Raw genomic sequence first — 22,286 nt, 5'->3', positions numbered from 1 at the left:
GGGCGCACCATGAAACCGTTCCTCCCGCATCGACCCGCGAGCCGCCTGCAAGCCGTACTGCTTGCGGCATCGTTCCTGCTCGCCGTAGCCTCCGCCTCGGCGGCGCAGCTCAACCTGTCCACCAAGCCCCTCTATGCAGGCGGCGGCGTTTCGCCGATGGTGATGATCGATCTCTCCAAGGATCATTCGCTCCACCAGAAGGCGTACAACGACTACTCCGACCTGGACGGCGACGGCATTCTGGATTCGACCTACAGTTCGACCATCAGCTACGCGGGCTATTTCGATTCGGCCAAATGCTACAGCTATGACAGCAGCAGCATCCAGGGCTTCGTGCCTGCCGCGATGGCTGACAGCGCAAAGTACTGCGACGGCACCAAGTGGAGCGGCAACTTCCTGAACTGGGTGTCGATGAGCCGCATCGACGAAGTACGCAAGATCCTCTACGGCGGCACACGCGCCGTAGACACGGCTACGACCACCGTGCTGGAACGCGCGTTCCTGCCGATGGACGCCCACGCCTGGGCCAAGTACTACGGTGGCGCCGACCTGCGCAAACTGGTGCCTGTAGACCTGGAGCTGCCTTCCGAGGTGGAGACCCAGACGTCGTCCACCCAGATCACACTGCGCGCTGACGTGGTAACGCTGACGGTGAGCGACAACTCCAAGATGCAGATCGGCGACCAGATTCGGCTGGTTCCGCGCGGCAGCGCTCCGGCCGGCACATCGCTGACCGGCTGGATCAGCAGTATTGGCAACAGCAACGCCATCACGATGGCGATCTACGCGGACAGCGTCTCCAAGCCGGCCAGCGCAAGCAACAGCTATTCGTCGTGGACCGTGACCAACCTCACGCGCGGCGGGCTGACCATCTGCAACGTCACCCCGAAAGACAGCAGCAATCTCAACTCCCAGGCCAACACGCAGGCCCCGCAATTGCGCGTAGTCAAAGGCAACTATGCCACCTGGGGCGCCAGCGAGAAATGGCAGTGCAACTGGTACAGCGAGGCCAGCAACACCCAAAGCAGTTTTCTGCCGCAGACCAACGGCAAGACTGTCTCGGGTTCCTCGAACGGCAACCGCGCCGCAACATCGGGCATCAACGCGTCGGCAGAAAACCCATCGCAGTCGGTGCGGGGCACCGGCACGGGGCAGGCGAAGGGCACGTTTAACGCGCGTGTGCAGGCCTGCGTAACGGGCCTGATCGGCGGTGAATCGTGCAAACAGTACGGCAATGCCTACAAGCCGTACGGGTTGCTGCAGAAGTACGGCGAGACCGGCCAGATGCTGTTCGGGCTGATGACCGGCACCTACGACAAGAACATCTCAGGTGGTGTGCTTCGGCAGAATGTGACGAACTTCTCCACCGAAATCAACCCCGATTCTGGCGTCTTTACCTATCGCGCTACCACGCCCGTGAAAGGCATTGTCTGGAACATCGACAAGCTGCGCCCATACGGCTACAGCTATAGCGATGGGGGCTACACCAGTGCAGACAGCTGCAATTATCAGCAAACCGCCATTCAACCGAGCGGCGGCCAGAACGCCCAGAACAAGCCGGCCAACGAGGGAAATTGCTCCACGTGGGGCAATCCGATCTCGGAAATTTATGTCGAGACGCTGCGCTACTTCGCCGGCAAGACGGCGAACGCCGACTTCGCACCCAAGACCAATGGCAAGGATGTTGCCCTCGGCCTGACGACTGCGACGTGGGCCAACCCGATGAACCTGCCCGCGTCGAACCCCAAGCGGGCGCCCTACTGCTCGCCGCTCAATGCGCTAGTGTTCAACTCGAGTGTTTCCTCCTACGACAACGACCAATTGGGCGGCCTGAGCGATCTGGCCGGCTCGCCGGCAATCAGCGACTGGACCAACAAGGTTGGCGCCGGGGAAGGCATCGACAACGGCAACTGGTTCGCGGGCGGGATCAGCGGTGGCATCATCGACAATGTCTGCTCGGCCAAGAAGGTCGGCTCGCTCAGCAACGTGCTCGGGATCTGCCCGGAAGGACCGTCTCAGAAGGGCACGTTCCAGATCGCGGGCGCGGCGCTGTTCGCGCACATGAACCGCATCCGGACGGACATCGACGTCACCTCCGCCGATGAAACCACCCGCAACGCCGCGCTGAAGGTCTCCACCTACGCCGTGCAGCTGGCGACCAACACGCCTAAGATCAACGTGAATGTCGGTGGCAAGACCGTGACGATCATGCCGTCCTACCAGTTGCACCCGACTAACGTCGATCCGAGCACCGGCACCCTGGTCGACTTCAAAGTGATCTCACAGGACGCCAGCAGCGGCCGCTTCTACGTCAGTTGGGAAGATTCGGTGGCCGGCGGCGACTACGACCAGGACGTCTGGGGCATCCTGAGCTACTCCGTTACCGGCGGTAACATCACGGTGTCGACGAAGGTGGTGTCCGGCTCCTCCAGCAACGGCCAGGGTTTTGGCTACGTGGTATCCGGCACCGACAAGGACGGCCCGCACTTCCACTCCGGCATCTACGGTTTTAACTACACCGACCCGACCGGCGTGAAGGGCTGCAGCAACTGCAATCTGGGCGATGCAGAAACGAGCGTCACCTACAGCGTAACCGGCAACTCGGGCTCGCAGTTCCTCGACCCGCTTCAGTACGCCGCCAAGTGGGGCGGCTTCAAGGACGGCGACGGCGACAAGACCCCGAACAAGCAGGCTGAATGGGACGTCCGCCTATCCAATGGCGACGGCGGCTCCGACGGCCTGCCCGACAACTACTTCTACGCCACCAACCCGGGCGCGCTGAGCGCGGCGCTGGAGCGCGCCTTTATCTCGATCCTGGCCACCTCGTCGTCCTCCTCGGTCGCGGCAAGCTCGTCGCGGCTGGACATCAACACACGGTCCTATCAGGCGCGCTTCAACGGCTCCGACTGGTCAGGCCAGCTGTTCAACTTTGCATTGGATACCAAGGGCGAGACCGTCCTCCCGGCCATCTGGGACGCCGGCCAGACGCTCCGCAGCATCGCCCCCACCAACCGCGCGATCCTCACGTACAACAGCGTGGATGCCGATGGCAGGGGCATTCCGTTCCGCTACACCAGCCTGCCCACCGACTTCCAGACCATCATGACGACGGGCGGCGCGGACGGCACGAAGCGCGTCAACTGGCTGCGCGGGGACCAGAGCAACGAGGGCGACGCCTCCGGCAAGTTCCGCGCCCGCCCCACCACCATCCTGGGCGACATCGTCAACTCCAGCCCGCAGTACGTGGGCCCGCCCAACGCCGGCTACGCCGGTAACGACTACGCCGAGTTCGTGCTGAGCAAGCGATCCCGCAAGCCGGTGCTCTACGTGGGCGCGAACGACGGCATGATGCACGCGTTCTCCGCCAAAGATGAAGACGGCGGCAAGGAACTGTTCGCCTACGTGCCGTCGCTGGTGTACAGCAAACTGCCCACCCTGACGAACCTCGACTACGTCCACACCTACACGGTCGACGGCACACCTGCCGTCAAGGATGCGAAGATCAACAGCGCCTGGCGCACCGTGCTGGTCAGCGGCCTCGGCCTGGGCGGCCGTGGCGTGTTCGCGCTCGACGTCACCGATCCGGAATCCGTCAGCGAGAGCACCGCCGCCAGCACCGTGCTGTGGGAGTTCCCAAGCTCGGCCGACGCCGATCTCGGCCACGTCGTGGGCCAGCCGAAAATCGTCAAGATGTCGAACGGCAAGTGGGTGGCGATCTTCGGTAACGGCTTCAACAGCACGGCGGGCCATGGCTCCATCTTCATCGTCTACCTGGACCGCGTGCGGGGCTCCAAGCGCTGGACACTCGGCACGGACTACCTCAAGCTGACGCTCGACGACGCCACTGCAACGGCATCCAACGGGATTGCCTCGGTGCTCCCGGCCGACGTCAACGGCGACGGTACCGTGGACTTCCTCTACGCCGGCGACCTGCTCGGCAACCTCTGGAAGTTCGATGTCACAGACAAGACCGATTCGAAGTGGCAGTCCACGCGCAAGCTGATGTTCACGGCCAAGGACAGCGCGGGCAACCGGCAGCCGATCACCGGCCAGCCGGACGTGGCGCGCAACCCCACCGGCGGCTACATGGTGGTGTTCGGCACGGGCCGGTACGTCGACAATAGCGACCCCTCGAACTTCTCGACCCAAACGCTGTACGGTATCTGGGACCAGAACATCACCGCGCAGGGCACGATCACGCGCAGCATGCTGCAGGAACAGAAGACGCTGTCGGCTGGAGTCGCCTACGGCAAGCCCTACCGGATCACGACCGACACGAAGGTGCAGTTGACCGCCGGTGGCATCCAGGGCTGGTACATGGACCTGCTGATCGGCCCGACCTACGCTCAACTCGGCGAGCGCATGGTCACGGACGCCCTGATCCGTGGCAAACGCGTCGTGTTGATCACCATGACGCCGTCCACCGAGGTCTGCGACAGCGGCGGCTCGAGCTTCGTCTATGAAGTCGGCACGTTCAGCGGCGCGCGCCTGGATGAATCGCCGGTGGACCTCAACGGCGACGGCAAGATCGACGCGAACGATACGGTCAATGGCGTGGTAGTAAGCGGCATCGGCTCGACGGTGGGTATCACGCCGAAGCCGCCTATCATCGACTGCGGCCCGGGCAAGGAGTGCAAGCTGATGTCCGGTTCGAGCGGTGGCACGCAGACCATCACGGAAAGCGCGGACAAGCCGAGCGGCCGTCTGTCGTGGCGCGAGATCCTGCACTGATGGTGGCGCAACATGAAACAAGACGGAGGACGGCAATGACCCGGACAGGACTGCGTCAGCACGCGCAAGGCTTCACGCTGATCGAACTGATGATCACGGTCATGGTGCTCGGCATCCTGGCCGCCATCGCCTACCCGCAGTACGGGCAGTACGTGACCAAGGCGCGCCGCACCGAAGCCAAGGCCGCCCTGGCGCGCGTGCAGGGCGCCCAAGAGAGGTATTTCACGGTGAACAACAAGTATTCGTTGAACCCTGCCGATCTCAAGGTGCTGGCATGCGCCGCCCAGACCACGGGGTCCGGGGATACCTGCGATCAAGGCAGCCATGTGATCACCATCGCCGTGACCGGCGGCGCCGACGCCACCGGCTACACCCTCACCGCCACGCCCAAGCTGGCCGACGCGCTGTGCGGAAACCTCGGCATCGACAATCTCAATAACAAAACCGAGACGGGCACCGGAAGCCAGGCGGATTGCTGGTAGCAGCTTGCATGGCCCGCGCATGACCTGTGCGCGGGCCGAGCCGGCTACTCCTGACCTGGGTGTGTTCCGAGCCGACCTCGGACACAAACTTCCACAAAACCTCCACATCCGGACACGTTTTAGGGCCTCGCCCGAGGCTATCGTGGCCATCTGTTCTCTTCGAACCGATGCGCCATGTCCCTTGCTCCGCCCTCCACTCCCAGCCGCCCTCGGCAACGCTCTCGCGGCTACATCCTCCTCGAATCACTGATCTGCCTTGCCGTCATCGGCATTGGCGCCATGCCGCTGGCCGTGCTCGGCCCCTTGTGGCTCCGGCTGGCGGGTGAACAGGAGAGTCTGGCGCAGACCACGCTGTGGGCGTCGGAATTCGCCGAGACGGCCGGTGCCGCATCGACGGTTCCGCCCGGCGCGCACCATGCGCAACTGTGTGGCAAGCTCAGTGCCGCGTCAGGCCCTCAGCCGCTCTGCGCGCCCGGCGTGCGCCTCGTACTGGCGGGGCCGGTCCGCACCGCGCCTGACACCTCGCCCGGCATGGCGGTGCCTCCCGCCCACGTGGCGCTGTGGGTGGCGCCATGACGCGCCGCCCTCGCCAGCGTGGGTTCACGCTCACCGGGATGATGGTGGGCATGGTGCTCGGGCTACTGGCTTCCGTGCTGGCCATCACCACGTTCCAGGTGGTCCGGCAGGCGTACGCCAACGTCGCGGACAGCGTGATGATGGCGGAGCGCGGCCATCGGGCGCTGGGCATCGTCGCCCAACTGGTGCGTCAGGCGGGCTGGATTACCGGCCAGGCCTCCCTCGCGCCCGGGCATCCTGCGCCCACCGCGCCGCTCGAGGGTCACGACGACTGCGGCCAGCCCGCCATCGATCTTTCGGCCCCGTGCGGGGCCCGGGGCCGGCATCACAGCGACGCGCTGCGCCTGCGCTTCTCCGGCAGCAGCAGCGGCGAGACGACCACGCGGCCGGACGGCACCATGACCGACTGTGGCGGGCATGCGCTGGCGGCAACGGCCCAACCGGTTGATGGCGTGCCCGCTTCGCATCACGCCGCGATGAACCTGCTCTACATCGGCCTCGGCAGTGATGGCGTGCCGCAGTTGCTATGCCGCTATCCGCGCCGGCAGGGGCGCCAGATGCAAGCCATCACCTACACCTCGGGCACGCTCGTCCGTGGCGTGGAGGCCATGCAGCTACGCTATGGCGTCGATCAGGACGGCGACGGTGAGGCGGATACTTACCTGCGCGCCCGCGACATCCGCGCGCAGGGCGATGCCGGCTGGCATCGCGTGCGTACGGTGCAGATCGCGCTGGTGATCCGGGGCGACCGCGCCACCGGGCAGACGATGCGACCGGAGCCGCTGACCCTGCTGCCTGCGCTGACCCATGGCGACGCCGACGAGGACTTGTCGTTCCCCCCTGCCACCCGGCATGCGGTCCGGCGGCGCGCCTTCACCGCCACCTTCCGCCTGCGCAACCCTTCGCCCTGCCTGGAGGCCCTATGTTGAGCCGCCACACGCAAGAAGGTATTGCCGTCCTCGCCTTCGTCACGACGATGCTGGTGCTCACGGCCAGCGTTTGCGCCGCCGCGATGCACTTCCTCCACGCCGGCCGTCAACTGGCAGGGTTGCAACTGGACCGCGAAATCGCGTTCCGCGCGGCAGAGACGGCCTTGCTCGATGCGGAGGCGGATCTGCTCGCGGCCGCCGCGTCGCCGCATGCTCGGCTGACGTCGTGGCCGGGTGCGGGCCATTGTGGCGTCGAGGCCCAGCGCGGCATCTGTCGACCGGGAACCGGCCAGCCGGCCTGGTGGCCATGGATCGAAGGCAGCCCGCCCGAGCGCGTTCCGGCCCTGTCGATTGGCGCGCTCACCGGGGCGCGCCTCCCCGCTCTGCCCGAAGGCGTTGCCGGGGCGACGCATCCGCCGCGCTACCTCATCGAAGTCCTCGACCACCCTCTCCACACACCGGTCGGCACCGCGCAGTGGCCGCGCTTCCGCATTACCGCGCTCGGCCTTGGCCGCGATCCGTCCGTGCGCGTGCTGCTCCAGACGGAGTTCCAGCCATGATCCGCTTAGTCATCGGGTGCATGGCGATGGTGTCAGGGCTGTGCGCCAGCGGCAGCGCCAGCGCCGTTGCCAATGAGGTGGGCCATCTGCCGATGGGCTACCGTGTGGCGCCTGCCGCCTCCCCTTGGACAGGCCGCCTCCATGCCATCGGATTCCGCACCACCGCCGATGTCAACCGGCGTGGGGTACTGCACCTCTGGGAAGCGGGCGATTTACTCGACCAACGCGCCACGGACACGCGCCGCCTCTATCTGGGCGGATCACGACTGACACCTTTGCGGTGGCCCGCCATCGATGCCGAGGCCAAGCACCGCCTCAATATCGATCCCGCCACCAGCCAACCCGATACCCATGGCGCGGAACGGCTCTCCTGGCTTCGCGGAAATCAACCCGCCCTGCTGCGCCCACGCGACACCCGGCTTGCCAGCGCCACTGGCGCGCGCGTGCACGTGGTGTCGCAGCCAGCGTGGCAGCCTATGCAGCCGGGCCACACTGCCTTCCGCAATGCACACGCGCTACGGCCAACCACCGTCTGGCTGGGCACGCGCGATGGCATCCTGCACGGCTTCCACGCGATCACGGGACAGGAACTCACCGGCTACCTGCCGCGCGCCGCATTGGGCGAAGCCGCCGCCCTGACTGCCGTGGGCACGCGGGTGTCGGCCCCGCCTTGCCCTCGGCCCCATAGCGTGGATGCAGATCCCAACGGCCGGTGGCGCACCCTTCTGCTGTGCGCCACCCCCGCCACGGCGCGTACGCCCGGCTCCGTATTTGCTCTCGACGTCTCCAAGCCGGGCGCCGACACGCCCATTCAGCTGATCTGGGAAGTGACGGCAAACGATGCCCTGCCGCTGACCGGCAGCGGCCCACTACGCACCGCCATGTACACAGTCGATAACGAACGCCGCTGGTTCGCGGTCGGCATCCTCGCGCCGGGCACGCCGCCAGGCGCACGAGCAGGCCTGGCGCTGCTTCCACTGGACCGGCCTGCAGGCGCGTGGGCGACCACCGGCCGTGTTCCGCGACTGCCGTTGCCGGAGCAAGGCTGCGACAGCAAGACGGCCACCACGCAACTGCTCGCCGTTACAGTGCGGAGCGACGCCAGTGGCGCCGCCCGCGCCGCGTACGCCATCGACGATGTGGGCCGTCTCTGGCGGTTCCCTTTCGACGCCCTGGGTTCCAATACGCCACCCCAGACGGCAACGTGCCTGCATCGCCAGTCCGCCAGCACGCGTGGCAGCGTCGAACCACCGCTGATCACGTACACGGGCGCCGCCCCGCTGATCGTCTACGGCACTGGCGACGCGATTTCCGCCATCCCGGACCGCACCGGCAAACCCGCCAATCCCCGCCCGATCCACGCCATCGCAAGCGGCAATGGCGTGGTGCTGCGTGCCGCGCCCTCGTCAGACCCGCCCGGCACGACAGGATGGACGCTTGCGCTTCCCCATCCGGGCGAACAGATCGAGACACTGCATGCCGCCAGCCCTGCCCATCTCGCCTTCACCACGCTGGCGCCAGATGGCCGCGCGCGGAGCTACTTGATCGACGCCGCCACCGGGGAGTCCGTCACCGTTCTGCTGGCCGATGGCAAGCCGGGCGCGGCCATCACAGGATTGCCGTTCGATCCGGCCTTCGGCGGTCCGATCGTCGGCCTCTCGCCAGTCATCGAAGCCGCCGCCGTCGCTCCCGGCACCAGCCGACGCGATGTCCATTCCCTCGCCCTGTGGCAGATCGATGGCGACGGCGCCTACCTGCAACAGCACGCCTACGTGACACGCCGGCGCGGCCGGCTCGGCTGGCGCGAACTGATCCGGACGCCGCTATGACCACCGCCATGACGCTCCGATCCTCCCCGCCGCGCACCCCAAGCGGCTTCAGCCTCGTCGAGCTGATGGTCACCCTGATGATCGTCACGATCCTCGCCGCCATGGCGCTACCGGCATGGCAGCAGCATTTCCACCGGGCGTGGCGCATGCAGGCACGTGCCGAAGCGGTCACCGCGATGCTGGCGCTTGAGCGGCACGCCCTCAACGCATCGACCTTTGCGAGCGCCCGCGACGCAACCGTGCCGGCCGGCCATTGGCCCCGCCCCGTGCCCGCGCCCCCCGCCCCGGTCCGGCACTGGCTGACGGCCACCAGTTGCGCCGGACTCGACCTGTCCCGCTGCGTCGAAGTCCGCGCCGCGCCGACCTTTGCCGATACGCGCTGCGGCACCCTCGTGCTGCGGAGCACCGGCGAGTGGCTTTCCCTGCTCACCACGGAAAGTCCGCCCACTCGCCCACTCGAAGGATGCTGAAATGCAACAGACCGCCATCGCACACGTCCGTCAGCGCAGTGGCATGACGCTGACCGAACTCCTCGTCTCGTTGGCCGTGGCCGCCATCCTTACGGCCATCGCCCTGCCCGCCCTACGCCACATGCTGGCCGAGCACACGGTGACCTACGCCGCAGACCGGCTGGCGGCCTCGCTGGCCATGGCACGGACCACGGCCGCCAACCGGCGCGTCGAAATCCGGCTCGGGCCCTTGCCGGGCGGCGCCACGCTGGATGGCGGATGGCAGCTCGCGCCGGTGGTGCCCCTGACGCCCCCCGGGCCGCCCATCGCCGTCACCGCGCTGGACGCCGCCTGCCTGCGCGTGACCCTGCGCGGCACCGATGGCGCCAAGGGGCCGCCTGCGCTCCGCTTGACACCTGTGGGATACTCTCGATCGGAACGCGGCGGTTTCTACGCGGCCACGTTCCATGTGCGATGCCGCGGTGCGCAGCGGCAGGTCAGGCTCGGCGCCCAGGGGCGCATCCGGATCTGCGGCGCCGGCCCCGATGCCGACTGCGACTGATCGCCCTGCTTTCTCACCTAACGGCACAGCCTGCCCCGCCATGTTTTCCGACTCCGACCATACCGCCATGGAACTGGCCCTCGCGCTCGCCGCGCGCGGCATGTTCACCACCACGCCCAACCCGCGCGTTGGCTGCGTGCTGATGAAGCATGGCGAGATCATCGGGCAGGGCTATACCCAGCCGGCCGGTCAGGACCACGCGGAGATCCAGGCGATGAAGGATGCCCTCTCGCGCGGTCACGATCCCGCCGGCTCCACCGCCTACGTCACGCTGGAGCCGTGCAGCCACTTCGGCCGCACGCCGCCGTGCGCGGAGGCGCTGGTGCGCGCGGGCATCGCCCGCGTGGTGGCCGCCATGGAAGACCCCAACCCGGCGGTATCCGGGCGCGGCCTGCAACGGCTGCGCGATGCCGGCATCGACGTACGCTGCGGCCTGCTGGAAAAGGAAGCGCGCGACCTCAACATCGGCTTCGTCTCGCGCATGACGCGCGGCCTGCCGTGGGTGCGCGTGAAAGTGGCCGCTTCCCTCGATGGCGGCACGGCGCTGCATGACGGCACCAGCCAGTGGATCACCGGCAAACCCGCGCGCGACGATGGTCATGCCTGGCGCGCCCGGGCCTGCGCCATCCTGACCGGCATCGGCACCGTGCGGGACGACAACCCCGCGCTGACCGTGCGGGCGATTCCCACGCCGCGCCAGCCGCAGCGCGTGCTGGTGGACTCCCGCCTCGAGGTATCGCTCGACGCGCAGATCCTGAACCGCGACTCCGGGGATTTCGCCAAGCCCGTGCTGGTCTTCTGCGCCGTGGAAGACGCCGCGCGGCAGCGTGCATTGGAGGCGCGCGGCGCCGAGGTGGTGGTGCTGCCCAATCCGCACGGCAAGGTCGAACTTCGCCGAATGTTGCAGGAACTGGGCAAGCGCGGCATCAATGAATTGCATGTGGAAGCCGGCTTCAAGCTCAACGGATCCCTGATCCGCGAGGGCTGCGCCGACGAGCTGCTGATCTACCTTGCGCCCCGGCTGCTGGGCGACGCGCAGGGCATGTTCAATCTGCCGCCGCTGGCCAGGCTCGAAGACGCCGCCGCCTTCCATTGGCACGAGGTGCGCCAGATCGGCGACGACCTCCGGCTGATTGCCCGCCGTGGCGACAGCAAGCACTGAAATCACACTGAACAGACAGACCCTACGTATTCCGAGGCAAGCATGTTTACTGGCATTGTGGCGGCCGTTGGCCGCATCGACACCGTCTCCCCGCTGGGCAACGCCGACGCCGGCGTGCGCCTGCGCATCGCCGCCGGCGAGCTGGACCTGACTGATGTAATCATCGGCGACAGCATCGCCATCCAGGGCGCCTGCATGACCGTCGTAGCCCTGCAGGACGGCCAGTTCGACGTAGACGTTTCCCGAGAATCGCTCGACAAGACCGTTGGCCTGGACAAGCCGGGCCGCGTCAATCTCGAGAAGGCGCTGCGGCTGGCCGACCGGCTGGGCGGCCATCTCGTGTCCGGTCACGTCGATGGGCTCGGCGACGTGGTGCGCTTTGCCCCGGTGGGCGAATCGCACGAGCTGCGCATCCGCGCCCCGCGCGAGCTGGGCCGCTATCTGGCCTACAAGGGGTCGGTCGTGGTCAACGGCGTCTCGCTAACCGTGAACAGCGTCAGCGACGTGACCGAAGGCTGCGAGTTCTCGATCAACCTGATCCCGCACACCGTGGAAGTGACCACGCTGAACGAACTCAAGGCCGGCGCGCGCGTCAACCTAGAGATCGACCTGATCGCGCGGTACGTGGAACGGATGCTGTCGGCCTCGCAGGGCGAATCCGTCTCACTGCTCTGACGGCGACGGGTCGGAGAACCGCGGCGCGCCGGCCACGTCGAGCGTGCCGTCCGGTCGCTCGATGAAAATGCCGCGCGCCACGTTGTGCGGATGCCGGGCGGCCTCCGCCACGCTCAGCACGGGCGCGTAGCAGACATCGGTGCCACCGAGCAGCGCGTCCCAGTGGGCACGCGGCTGGCTGCGGAACAAATCAGCGAATCGCGATTTCAACGCCGGCCATGTCGCGTGGTCGTACTGCGTGGCGGGGTCCACATCGGTCATGCCGAGTTTGTCGAGCAGCAGCGCGTAGAACTGCGGTTCCAGCGCGCCGATAGTGATATGCCCACCGTCCGCACAGGCGTAAACATCGTAAAACGGCGACTGATGGAAGGGGCTCGGCGTAGGGCCGTCGATCTGCCCGTTGTTACGCACCCAGAGCGCAATACCGCCGAGCATGGCCACCATGTCGACGATGGCGCCGTCCACCACGCGTCCCCGGCCGCTGGCACGCGCATCGACCAGCGCGCAGGCGATGCCGAAGGCGAGGCCCAGCGCCCCGCCGGCGTCGCCCAGCACGGTTGGAGGGATGGCCGGCGTCTCGCCGGGCCGCGCGGACAGTGACAGCATGCCGGTGAGCGCCACGTAGTTGAGATCATGACCGGCCGACTGGGCCAGCGGTCCGGCCTGCCCCCAACCAGTCATGCGGCTATAGACCAGGCGCGGGTTGCGCGCCGCGCAGTCGGCGGGGCCGAGTCCCAGCCGCTCCATCACCCCGGGCCGGTTGCCCTCGATCAATGCATCAGCGCCAGCCACCAGCGTCAGCGCTTCCGCCAGCCCCGCCGGGTCCTTCAGGTCGAGCGGCACGATGGTCTTGCCGCGCCGCAGCGGACTGTCCTTGTCGCCGCCAAGCTGCGCCGCCACGGCCACCTTCTGCCTGCGCGCAATGACGACGACCTCCGCCCCCATGTCGGCCAGCATCCGGCCCGCCAGCGGGCCGGGGCCAATTCCTTCGAACTCGACGACGCGAATTCCGTTCAGCGGCAAGGTCATGCGGCAGGCTCCTGATTCGTATGCAGTGGGTGACATGGTAAGCGGTCAGCCGCACCCGTACCTGTCGTCCGTCACACCATGACGCGTAAGTGCCTGATGCACCATATTTGAGTCAGCCCGGGGCAGGCCCGAACCCCGCCGCTTGGCGTACAATAGCGGGCTTGATTTCGCCGGCTTTGTTGCATCTGCCTCCGGCCCTGCCCGCCTACTCTGCCACCCGCCGTATTCCCTGACGTTGCCCCAGCCATGACTATCGCCCGCACCGAAGACATCATTGCCGACATTCGCGCCGGCCGCATGGTCATCCTCGTTGACGAGGAAGACCGCGAAAATGAAGGCGACCTGGTCCTGGCGGCCGACTTCGTCACGCCGGAGGCCATCAACTTCATGGCCAAGTACGGGCGCGGCCTGATCTGCCTGACGCTGACCGCCGAACGCTGCCGCCAGCTTGAGCTGTACCCGATGGTGTCGCGCAACGGCACGGTCCACGGCACGAACTTCACGGTGTCGATCGAGGCCGCCGAGGGCGTGACCACCGGTATCTCCGCCGCCGACCGCTCGCGCACCGTGCAGGCTGCCGTGGCAAAAGACGCCAAGGCGAGCGATCTGGTGCAGCCCGGCCACATCTTCCCGCTGACGGCCCAGCCTGGCGGCGTGCTGATCCGCGCCGGCCATACCGAGGCCGGCTGCGACCTCGGCGCCCTAGCCGGCCTGACGCCGGCGGCCGTGATCTGCGAGATCATGAAGGACGACGGCACCATGGCGCGCCTGCCGGATCTGGTGGAGTTCGCGCGCGAGCACGACCTCAAGATCGGCACCATCGCCGACCTGATCCACTACCGCAGCCGCACCGAAAGCATCATCGAGCGCGTGGGCGAGCGCACCATGCATACGCCGTGGGGCGGCTTCCAGGGCGTGATCTACCGTGACAAGCCCACGGGCCGCGCCCACCTGGCGCTGGTCAAGGGCCAGCCGCGCCCGGATACGGAAACGCTGGTGCGCGTGCACGAGCCGCTGTCGGTGCTCGACCTGCTGGAATCGGCCCGCACCACGCACTCGTGGAGCCTGCCGGCGGCGCTGGAAGTGCTGCACGGCGCCGAGCAAGGCGTGATGGTGCTGCTGAACGTGGGCGATTCGCCCGAGCAGCTGTTTTCGCAGTTCGCCGCGCTGGACGCCCCGCAAGACCGTCCGCGCCGCAAGCCGGACCTGCGCACCTACGGCATGGGCGCCCAGATCCTGCGCGACCTCGGCGTGGGCAAGATGCGCGTGCTGGGTTCGCCCCAGAAAATGCCGAGCATGACCGGCTACGACCTCGAAGTGACCGGCTGCCAGCCGATGCACGGCGAAGCCAGCTGCGACTAAAACCAACGAACATTCACGAACATCGATGGCAGCCAGCGCCCGTGCGGCGCGGCCAGCCACCCTTCCCCGAACAATTGGAGAACTGACAATGGATCACGGCTTCTACCCCAGCAACCTCGAAGGTGAAGGCCTGCGCATCGGCATCGTGCAGGGTCGCTTCAACGAGCCCGTCTGCGACGAGCTGCGCGAGGCCTGCGTGGCCGAACTCGAAAAACTCGGCGTGGAAGGCGAAGACACGCTGGTCGTGACGGTGCCCGGCGCGCTGGAAATTCCGCTGGCGCTGCAGAAGATGGCCGAAAGCGGCCAGTTCGACGCGCTGATCGCGCTCGGCGCCGTGGTGCGCGGCGAGACCTACCACTTCGAGCTGGTCTCGAACGAGTCCGGCGCCGGCATCACACGCGTGGGCCTGGACTTCAACGTGCCCATCGCCAACGGCATCCTGACCGTGGATACCGACGCGCAGGCGCATGCCCGCACGCGCGAGAAGGGCCGCGACTGCGCCCGCGCCGCCGTGGAAATGGCCAACCTGGTGGTCGCGCTGGACTCCCTGCGCAGCGGCCAGAACGACGAAGATGAAGACGAGGAAGCATGATGAGTGACGCCACCGACACCGGCGACGCCGGCAAGCCGGGCGGCGCCAAGCCGGCCCGCACCGAGCCCAAGGCCCCGCCGAAGAGCGCGCGCCGCCGGTCGCGCGAGCTGGCGCTGCAGGGCCTCTACCAATGGCTGCTGAATCGTAATGATATTGGTGCGATTCAGGCCCACCTGCATGACGCACAAGGCTTCAACAAGGCCGACAGCGAGCACTTCGACGCCCTGCTCAACGGCGCCGTGCGCGAGGAAGCGCGCCTGACCGCCGCGTTCGAGCCGTTCCTGGACCGCCCCGTGGCCGAACTGTCGCCCGTGGAGCGTGCCGCGCTGCTGGTTGGCAGCTTCGAGCTCGTGCATTGTCTGGACATTCCCTACAAGGTCGTCATCAACGAGGCCGTGGAACTGACCAAGACCTTCGGCGGCGTGGAAGGCTACAAGTACGTCAATGGCGTGCTGGACAAGCTCGCCGCCCAGGTTCGCGCGCCGGAAGTCGCTGCGCGCCGCTAAGCCTGCCGTCACTGCTGGTTGACACTAGCCCAGAGCACCCGCCCCGGCGGGTGTTTTTGTTTCGGCGCGATATTTCCGCGCATCGCGTGATCCTTTGGGATCCGCGCCGCGCTGCCTACCCTTACCCTCAAGCCACCCCAGCCCTCTGCCCATCCTGACCGCCATGGACCTCCAGCGCCTTGCCACTGCCTCCCGCCTCGCGAATATCGACGCCTTCCACGTCATGGAACTGGCCAAGCAGGCCGCCGAACTCGAACGGGCCGGGCGCCACATCATCCACATGGGGATTGGCGAGCCGGACTTCACCGCCGCCGCGCCGGTCGTGCATGCCGCGGAGGCGGCCATGCGCCGGGGCGTGACGCAGTACACCGGGGCGCTGGGCATCCACGCGCTGCGCGAGGCCATCGCTGGCTACTACAAGACCGCCTATGGGATCGATATTCCCGAGCGCCGCGTGATCGTGACCGCCGGCGCTTCCGGCGCGCTGCTGCTGGCCTGCGCGGTACTGGTAGAGATTGGCGCCGAAGTGCTGATGCCCGATCCGAGCTACCCCTGCAACCGCCATTTCGTGGCCGCCTTCGACGGCCGGGCGCGCATGGTGCCGAGCGGGCCGGCCGAGCGCTTCCAGCTCACCGCCGCCCAGGTGGCCGCCAACTGGGGGCCGGACACGCGCGGGGTGCTGCTGGCGTCGCCGAGCAATCCCACCGGCACGTCGATCCTGCCGGACGAGTTGTGCGGCATCCTCGCCGAAGTCCGCCGCCGCAACGGCTTCGCCATCCTCGACGAGATCTACCAGGGCCTGTCGTACGACGCGCCGCCGGTGTCCGCGCTGTCGCTGGACGACAATGTGATCACCGTGAACAGCTTCTCGAAGTATTTCAATATGACGGGATGGCGCCTGGGCTGGCTGGTGGTGCCGGACGCACTGGTGCCGGCCTTCGAGAAAGTGGCGCAGAACCTGTTCATCTGCGCGTCGGCGATCTCGCAGCACGCGGCGCTGGCCTGCTTCACGCCCGAGGCGCTGGCCATCTACGACGAGCGCAAAGCCGAATTCCGCCGCCGCCGTGACGCCATCGTGCCGGCGCTGGAGGCGCTGGGGCTGCGCGTGCCGGTAAAGCCGGACGGCGCCTTCTATGTCTATGCCGACTGCCGCCACGTGAACCACCCCCATGCGGGCGATGCCGACAAGCTGACGCAGGCCATCCTGCATGACGCCGGCGTGGTAATGGTGCCTGGCACGGACTTCGGCCCGCACACCGCGCGCGACTACATCCGCATCTCGTACGCAACCGCCATGGAGAACATCGAGGAAGCGATGCAGCGGCTCCACCATTTCCTGCGGTGATGCGCTAAGGGGCGGGCCGGCACCGCTATCTATATAGATAGCAGCGCAAATGAAAAGAGCACCCCGAGGGGTGCTCTTTTCATGCCGTGCCCAGCTGGGCGGCGATCAGGCCGCCTGGGCCGTGGCCGTGGCCGCTTCCAGCTTCTCGGCCGTCGTCGGCTTGGCGTCGACCGGCTTCGCGTCGTTGGCGGGCAGGCCCAGCAACTGACGCAGGCGGGCGCGCTCGGCCAGCACCTTGGCGCCGTAGCCACCATCGGTGTTGGTCGTGGCTGCACCCACGTAGTACTTCAGGCCGCCTTCCAGCGAACCGGCACGGGCGATGCAATCCTTCAGTACCAGCGCGCCAATCTTGATGTTGGCGTACGGGTTCAGTGCGGCGGACACGCCGCCCACGGCTTCGTACTTGTCCTGGTGGACCTTGGTCATGACCTGCATCAGGCCCTGCGCGCCCACACCGCTTTCGGCGTACGGGTTGAAGCTGGACTCGATGGCGATCACGCCGAGGATCAGCAGCGGGTCGATGCCAACCTCGCGGCCGGTCATGTACGCGGCCTTCACCAGTTGACCGGTGGCCTGCGCCGCCACGCGGTACTTGCGGGCGATGTAGTCCGCCACGGCGGCCTGCTCACGTGCGGAACCGAGCGCCGTTGTATTGCGGGCGTCCAGCGCCACGCGCTGCACCGGGATCTGCGCGGCCAGGTGCGCCACCGACGGGACCTTGCCCGCGGCCGACACGCTCCACTCATCCACACCGGACACCGTCGGCAGGCCGTTGGTGGCATGCGCCAGGCGCGCGGCGGCCACGTCGGCCGAGACCGGCGGCACGCCACTGCTGGCATGGGCCATCGTGGCCGGCAGGGCCGCGCCGAGCAGCACCGAGGGCGCTTCCTTGCCCGCCAGCGCGCCGGCGAGCGACGTCCGCCATTGCTGGCTGACGGTCAGGGTGACCGCTGCGGCCACGGAAAGCACGCCCAGGCTGTTCAGGGTGTACTTCAAGGTTGTCCGGCTGCCGCGCAGCAAGGCGCGACCCGCCACCGGGTGGGCCAGACGCACTTGCAGTGCGCGGCTCACACCGGGAACCGGTTGTCTGAAGCGGACCTGCAACGCCCGCCCGACACCGGGAAGATGAAGGGTTTTCCAACCGCTCATACTTACCTCCATCCGCTGTCCGCTGCGCGCGTGCCAATTGCCACGCGTGCCCGATCTCAACGTACTCAAGTAAGGATGCTGCGCCACCTAGCAGGGGTGTCCAGCACCTGTTGGCGGGCGCTCCCCATGCGCCCAACGAGAAACAGGGTACGCTCTTGGGGAAACGCACCCTGCCACTAAAGACTCTTTACGCCCCGGCATCCCGCCGGAGGACCCCACCACGCACGCTTGCTACACGTGCCGCGAACAAGATCAAGGGAGGTGTGGTCACGCTGGCTTTTTTAAAGAGTGCCTCTTGACAGAAGCCTCAAAGCCATGTTGCGGCGCAACACCCCACAGAGCAGACCGGATTGTAGGAACCCTTTTATAACCCGTCAAGCATAACGAATTAACATGTCACTACTTTTGGAAATATGTAACGGCGTTATTTAAGCGGCGACTACATCACCCATACGCTCGGAATCGTAGGACTGGCCTAGGGTTACCCTTCCTTTGAGGACCAACCCGACCCGCAAAAAATTTACATTTCTCGTACGCTTCCGACACGATTTTTTTGCACCGCCGAACGCTGATGTGTATCGTCACACACCTCGCCAGGGCACGCCATGGATTGGCGCAGCGCGGCAACCCTCACAGATTTCACTATGCAATACAAAGACTTGCGCGATTTCATCGGCCAACTGGAACAGCTTGGCGAGCTGAAACGGATCGCCACGCCGGTCTCGCCCAACCTCGAAATGACGGAGATCTGCGACCGCCTGCTGCGCGCGGAAGGTCCCGCCGTGCTCTTCGAGAAGCCGAGCGTGCAATCTCGGAACGATGCCGGCGCGGGCCATGACGCTATCTATAAGGTGCCGGTGCTCGCCAATCTGTTCGGCACGACACGCAGGGTGGCGATGGGCATGGGCGCCAACTCGCTCGAAGACCTGCGCGACATCGGCCGGGTACTCTCCGCGCTCAAGGAACCCGAGCCGCCGCGCGGCCTGCGCGAGGCCGGCAAGCTATTCACGCTGGCCAAGTCCGTGTGGGACATGGCGCCCAAGCGCGTGAGCAGCCCGGCCTGCCAGGAGATCGTCTGGGAAGGCAACGACGTGGACCTGGGCCGCCTGCCGATCCAGACCTGCTGGCCCGGCGACGCCGCCCCGCTGATCACCTGGGGCCTGGTAGTCACCAAGGGCCCACACAAGAAGCGCCAGAACCTGGGCATCTACCGCCAGCAGGTCATCAGCCGCAACCAGGTGATCATGCGCTGGCTGGCGCATCGCGGCGGCGCGCTGGATTTCCGCGAGCACGCGCTCGCCAACCCCGGCAAGCCCTTCCCGATTGCCGTGGCGCTGGGCGCGGACCCGGCCACCATCCTCGGCGCCGTGACGCCGGTGCCCGATACGCTCTCCGAATACCAGTTCGCCGGCCTGCTGCGCGGCAGCCGCACCGCGCTGGCCGGCTGCCTGACGCCGACCTTGTCCGAATTGTCCGTGCCGGCCTCGGCCGAGATCATCCTCGAAGGCCACATCCAGCCCGACCCGGCCCATCCGTCCGGCTACCAGCATGCACTGGAGGGCCCCTACGGCGACCACACCGGCTATTACAACGAGCAGGACTGGTTCCCGGTCTTCACGATCGACCGCATCACCATGCGGCGCGACCCGATCTACCACTCCACCTACACCGGCAAGCCGCCCGACGAGCCCGCCGTGCTGGGCGTGGCGCTGAACGAGGTCTTCGTGCCGCTGCTCCAGAAGCAGTTCCCGGAAATCACCGATTTCTACCTGCCGCCCGAGGGGTGCAGCTACCGCATGGCGCTGGTGCGGATGAAAAAGCAGTACGCCGGTCACGCCAAACGGGTGATGTTCGGCGTCTGGAGCTTCCTGCGCCAGTTCATGTATACGAAGTTCATCGTCGTGGTGGATGACGACGTGGACGTGCGCGACTGGAAGGAGGTCATCTGGGCGATCACCACCCGGGTGGACCCGAGCCGCGACACGGTGATGGTCGACAACACACCGATCGACTATCTCGACTTCGCCTCGCCGGTCTCCGGCCTGGGCTCGAAGATGGGCATCGACGCCACCGACAAGTGGCCCGGCGAGACCACCCGCGAATGGGGCCGGACGATCTCGATGGACCCGGCCGTCAAGGCACGGGTGGACGCCATGTGGGGCACGCTGTTCGAATCGGGGGGCGCCGCCAGGTGACGCCGGAGACGGTTATCATGTGACCACGCATCGCGCCGCGCCGGCTTCCGTCGATGAACCCTCGACGGACCCGCGACAAACCAGCGGCGCACCCCAAACCCCCGCGCAGACGGGAAGAGGAGGAGACAGGCATGACCGTGGCATCCGGAAAGCTGATGTGGACGCCGTCCGCCAACTTTGCCGAGAGCAGCCAGCTGGCCGCTTTCATCACATGGCTGCGCCGCGAGCGCGGCCTCGCCTTCGATGACTACGACAGCCTCTGGCGCTGGTCGGTCACCGACATCGAGGCGTTCTGGGACGCCATCCGCGTCTACTTCGACCTCCACTTCGACACCCCCGCCCGGCGCGTGCTGGACCGCCGTACCATGCCCGGTGCGCGCTGGTTCGAAGGCGCCACGCTCAATTACGTCCAGCAGGTCTTCCGCCACGCCGGCACCGGGGAGGCACGTCAGCGCCCGGCCATCCGCCACGCCGGCGAGGTCCAGCCGCTGGCAGATGTGAGCTGGGATGCCCTGGAAGCCCAGGTCGCCTCCCTCGCCCATGCCCTGCGTGCGATGGGCGTGACGCCGGGCGACCGCGTGGCCGGCTACCTGCCCAACGTGCCGGCCACGATCGTCGCCTTCCTGGCCACGGCCAGCGTGGGCGCCGTCTGGTCCGGCTGCGCGCCGGACATGGGCCAGGTGGCCGTGATCGACCGCTTCCGGCAGATTGCGCCCAAGGTGCTGATTGCCGTCGACGGCTACCGCTACGGCGGCAAGACCTACAACCGCGCGCCAGTGATCGCCGATCTCGTCGCCGCCCTGCCCTCGCTGACCGACCTCGTGCTGATTCCGGCCATCGGCAGCGAGGTCGACGTCGCCGGCCCGGTCCGCCGCCACGACTGGGCGGAGGTGCTGGCGCATGACGTGCCGCTGCGGATCGAGCCGGTACCGTTCGACCATCCGCTCTGGATCGTCTATTCGTCCGGCACCACTGGCATGCCCAAGCCAATCGTCCATGGCCACGGCGGCATCGTCATCGAGCAACTCAAACTGCTGGCGTTCCACAACAACCTCGGCCCGGACGACGTCTTCCACTGGTACAGCAGCAGCGGCTGGATCATGTGGAACGCGCAGGTAGCCGGCCTGCTGCTCGGCACCACGGTGGCGCTCTACGATGGCAATCCCGCCTGGCCTGACGCCGGCGTGCTATGGCGCTTTGTCGATGCAGCGCGCGTGACGATGTTCGGCGCCGGCGCCGCGTTCTTCACCAATTGCATGAAGGCCGGGCTGGAGCCCGCTACCTTTGCCGACGTGTCCCGGCTGCGCGGGCTCGGCTCCACCGGATCGCCCCTGCCTGAAGAAGCGTACGCGTGGATCTATCGCCACGTACGCAGCGACATCTGGCTCGCGCCGATGTCCGGCGGCACCGACTTCGCCGGCTCGTTCGTGGCGGGCTGTCCGCTGCTGCCGGTGTACGCGGGCGAGATGCAGTGCCGCTGCCTGGGCGCCAAGGTGGAAGCCTTCGACGAACAGGGCCAGGCGATGATCGACGCGGTGGGCGAGCTGGTCTGCACGGAGCCGATGCCGTCGATGCCGCTCTACCTCTGGGGCGACGCCGACGGCAAGTGCTACCGCGACAGCTACTTCGACACCTATCCGAACGCCTGGCGCCACGGCGACTGGATTCGCATCACGCCGCGCGGCGGCGCCATCATCTACGGGCGCTCGGACGCCACGATCAACCGGCATGGCATCCGCATGGGCACCAGCGAGCTGTATCGGGTGGTGGAAGAACTCCCCGAGGTGCTCGACAGCATGGTGGTCGACCTCGAATACCTGGGCCGCGAGTCCTACATGCCGCTCTTCGTGGTGCTGCGCGAAGGTCATGTGCTGGATGAGGCGCTGCGCGACACCCTGCGCGCGCGGATTCGCGCCGGGCTGTCATCGCGCCATGTGCCGAATGACATCCTGCAGGTGCCCGGCGTGCCGCGCACGCTGTCCGGCAAGAAGATGGAGGTGCCGATCAAGAAGCTGCTGCTCGGCCATCCGCCGGAGCAGATCGCCAACCGCGACGCGATGGCCAATCCGGACTGCCTGGACTGGTACTTTGCCTACGCGGCCACCTATCTGGCGAGGACGGCGGCCGCCCAGGTCTGAGCGGAAGGGTCAGCG

Annotated in this window: 18 protein-coding genes; 16 read left to right on the top strand and 2 right to left on the bottom strand. The window is 67.1% G+C overall.

Annotated elements, in window-relative coordinates; all coding sequences use genetic code 11:
• Positions 1-9 precede the first annotated feature (9 nt).
• The 10 genes from AB4120_RS00465 (at position 10) to AB4120_RS00420 (ending at position 11,955) form a co-directional block, all read left to right on the top strand.
• A complete protein-coding gene (locus tag AB4120_RS00465) occupies positions 10-4,731 on the top strand; it encodes a pilus assembly protein (protein WP_441641724.1) in 4,722 nt (1,573 codons plus the stop codon).
• Between the two features lie 35 nt (positions 4,732-4,766).
• Positions 4,767-5,213 carry a type IV pilin protein gene (locus AB4120_RS00460; protein WP_441641723.1) on the top strand — a complete coding sequence of 149 codons (447 nt, stop codon included), beginning with the start codon at positions 4,767-4,769 and terminating at the stop codon, positions 5,211-5,213.
• A 174-nt stretch (positions 5,214-5,387) separates the two neighbouring features.
• Entirely contained in the window at positions 5,388-5,789 is a 402-nt protein-coding gene (locus tag AB4120_RS00455) for a type II secretion system protein (RefSeq protein ID WP_149135422.1), read from the top strand.
• A complete protein-coding gene (locus AB4120_RS00450) occupies positions 5,786-6,718 on the top strand; it encodes a PilW family protein (RefSeq protein WP_149135421.1) in 933 nt (310 codons plus the stop codon). Before AB4120_RS00455 ends, AB4120_RS00450 begins: the two co-directional genes overlap by 4 nt.
• Positions 6,712-7,278, top strand: a complete 567-nt coding sequence (locus AB4120_RS00445) for a pilus assembly protein (RefSeq protein ID WP_149135420.1) — start codon at positions 6,712-6,714, stop codon at positions 7,276-7,278. Before AB4120_RS00450 ends, AB4120_RS00445 begins: the two co-directional genes overlap by 7 nt.
• Positions 7,275-9,107: a pilus assembly protein PilY gene (locus AB4120_RS00440; protein ID WP_441641722.1), complete on the top strand. Its 1,833-nt coding sequence runs from the start codon at positions 7,275-7,277 to the stop codon at positions 9,105-9,107. The genes AB4120_RS00445 and AB4120_RS00440 overlap by 4 nt, the downstream gene beginning before the upstream one ends.
• Entirely contained in the window at positions 9,104-9,577 is a 474-nt protein-coding gene (locus AB4120_RS00435; protein WP_441641721.1) for a type IV pilin protein, read from the top strand. Before AB4120_RS00440 ends, AB4120_RS00435 begins: the two co-directional genes overlap by 4 nt.
• Before the next feature lies 1 nt (position 9,578).
• Positions 9,579-10,118, top strand: coding sequence for a GspH/FimT family pseudopilin (locus tag AB4120_RS00430; protein ID WP_441641720.1), 540 nt, complete (start codon positions 9,579-9,581; stop codon positions 10,116-10,118).
• Between the two features lie 40 nt (positions 10,119-10,158).
• Positions 10,159-11,280, top strand: coding sequence for a bifunctional diaminohydroxyphosphoribosylaminopyrimidine deaminase/5-amino-6-(5-phosphoribosylamino)uracil reductase RibD (gene ribD / locus AB4120_RS00425; RefSeq protein WP_149135419.1), 1,122 nt, complete (start codon positions 10,159-10,161; stop codon positions 11,278-11,280).
• 42 nt (positions 11,281-11,322) lie between these two features.
• Positions 11,323-11,955, top strand: a complete 633-nt coding sequence (locus AB4120_RS00420; RefSeq protein WP_149135418.1) for a riboflavin synthase — start codon at positions 11,323-11,325, stop codon at positions 11,953-11,955.
• Here the strand turns inward: AB4120_RS00420 and AB4120_RS00415 are convergent.
• Positions 11,944-12,984, bottom strand: coding sequence for a CaiB/BaiF CoA transferase family protein (locus AB4120_RS00415; RefSeq protein ID WP_441641719.1), 1,041 nt, complete (start codon positions 12,982-12,984; stop codon positions 11,944-11,946). The two genes, AB4120_RS00420 and AB4120_RS00415, sit on opposite strands and share 12 nt — an antisense overlap.
• Before the next feature lie 246 nt (positions 12,985-13,230).
• On the opposite strand from AB4120_RS00415, the gene ribBA reads away from it, so the two are divergent.
• The 4 genes from ribBA (at position 13,231) to AB4120_RS00395 (ending at position 16,789) form a co-directional block, all read left to right on the top strand.
• Positions 13,231-14,346, top strand: a complete 1,116-nt coding sequence (gene ribBA / locus AB4120_RS00410) for a bifunctional 3,4-dihydroxy-2-butanone-4-phosphate synthase/GTP cyclohydrolase II (RefSeq protein WP_441641718.1) — start codon at positions 13,231-13,233, stop codon at positions 14,344-14,346.
• Positions 14,347-14,434: 88 nt separating this feature from the next.
• Entirely contained in the window at positions 14,435-14,938 is a 504-nt protein-coding gene (ribH, locus tag AB4120_RS00405) for a 6,7-dimethyl-8-ribityllumazine synthase (protein ID WP_144198028.1), read from the top strand.
• Entirely contained in the window at positions 14,938-15,444 is a 507-nt protein-coding gene (nusB, locus tag AB4120_RS00400) for a transcription antitermination factor NusB (RefSeq protein WP_092290545.1), read from the top strand. Before ribH ends, nusB begins: the two co-directional genes overlap by 1 nt.
• 163 nt (positions 15,445-15,607) lie before the next feature.
• Positions 15,608-16,789, top strand: coding sequence for a pyridoxal phosphate-dependent aminotransferase (locus AB4120_RS00395; RefSeq protein ID WP_441641717.1), 1,182 nt, complete (start codon positions 15,608-15,610; stop codon positions 16,787-16,789).
• A 105-nt stretch (positions 16,790-16,894) separates the two neighbouring features.
• Here the strand turns inward: AB4120_RS00395 and AB4120_RS00390 are convergent, their stop codons facing one another.
• Positions 16,895-17,938: a transglycosylase SLT domain-containing protein gene (locus AB4120_RS00390; RefSeq protein WP_441641716.1), complete on the bottom strand. Its 1,044-nt coding sequence runs from the start codon at positions 17,936-17,938 to the stop codon at positions 16,895-16,897.
• A 644-nt stretch (positions 17,939-18,582) separates the two neighbouring features.
• Between AB4120_RS00390 and ubiD the strand changes: the two genes are divergently transcribed.
• Both ubiD and AB4120_RS00380 read left to right on the top strand, forming a co-directional pair.
• Entirely contained in the window at positions 18,583-20,133 is a 1,551-nt protein-coding gene (ubiD, locus tag AB4120_RS00385) for a 4-hydroxy-3-polyprenylbenzoate decarboxylase (protein WP_144198025.1), read from the top strand.
• 131 nt (positions 20,134-20,264) lie between these two features.
• Positions 20,265-22,271 (top strand): acetoacetate--CoA ligase, encoded by a 2,007-nt coding sequence (locus AB4120_RS00380; RefSeq protein WP_441641715.1) that lies wholly within the window; start codon positions 20,265-20,267, stop codon positions 22,269-22,271.
• Positions 22,272-22,286: the final 15 nt, after the last annotated feature.

Source organism: Cupriavidus sp. 2KB_3 (assembly GCF_052115685.1).
Classification (GTDB): Bacteria; Pseudomonadota; Gammaproteobacteria; order Burkholderiales; family Burkholderiaceae; genus Cupriavidus; species Cupriavidus campinensis.
This window is presented reverse-complemented; position numbering and strand designations above follow the sequence as displayed.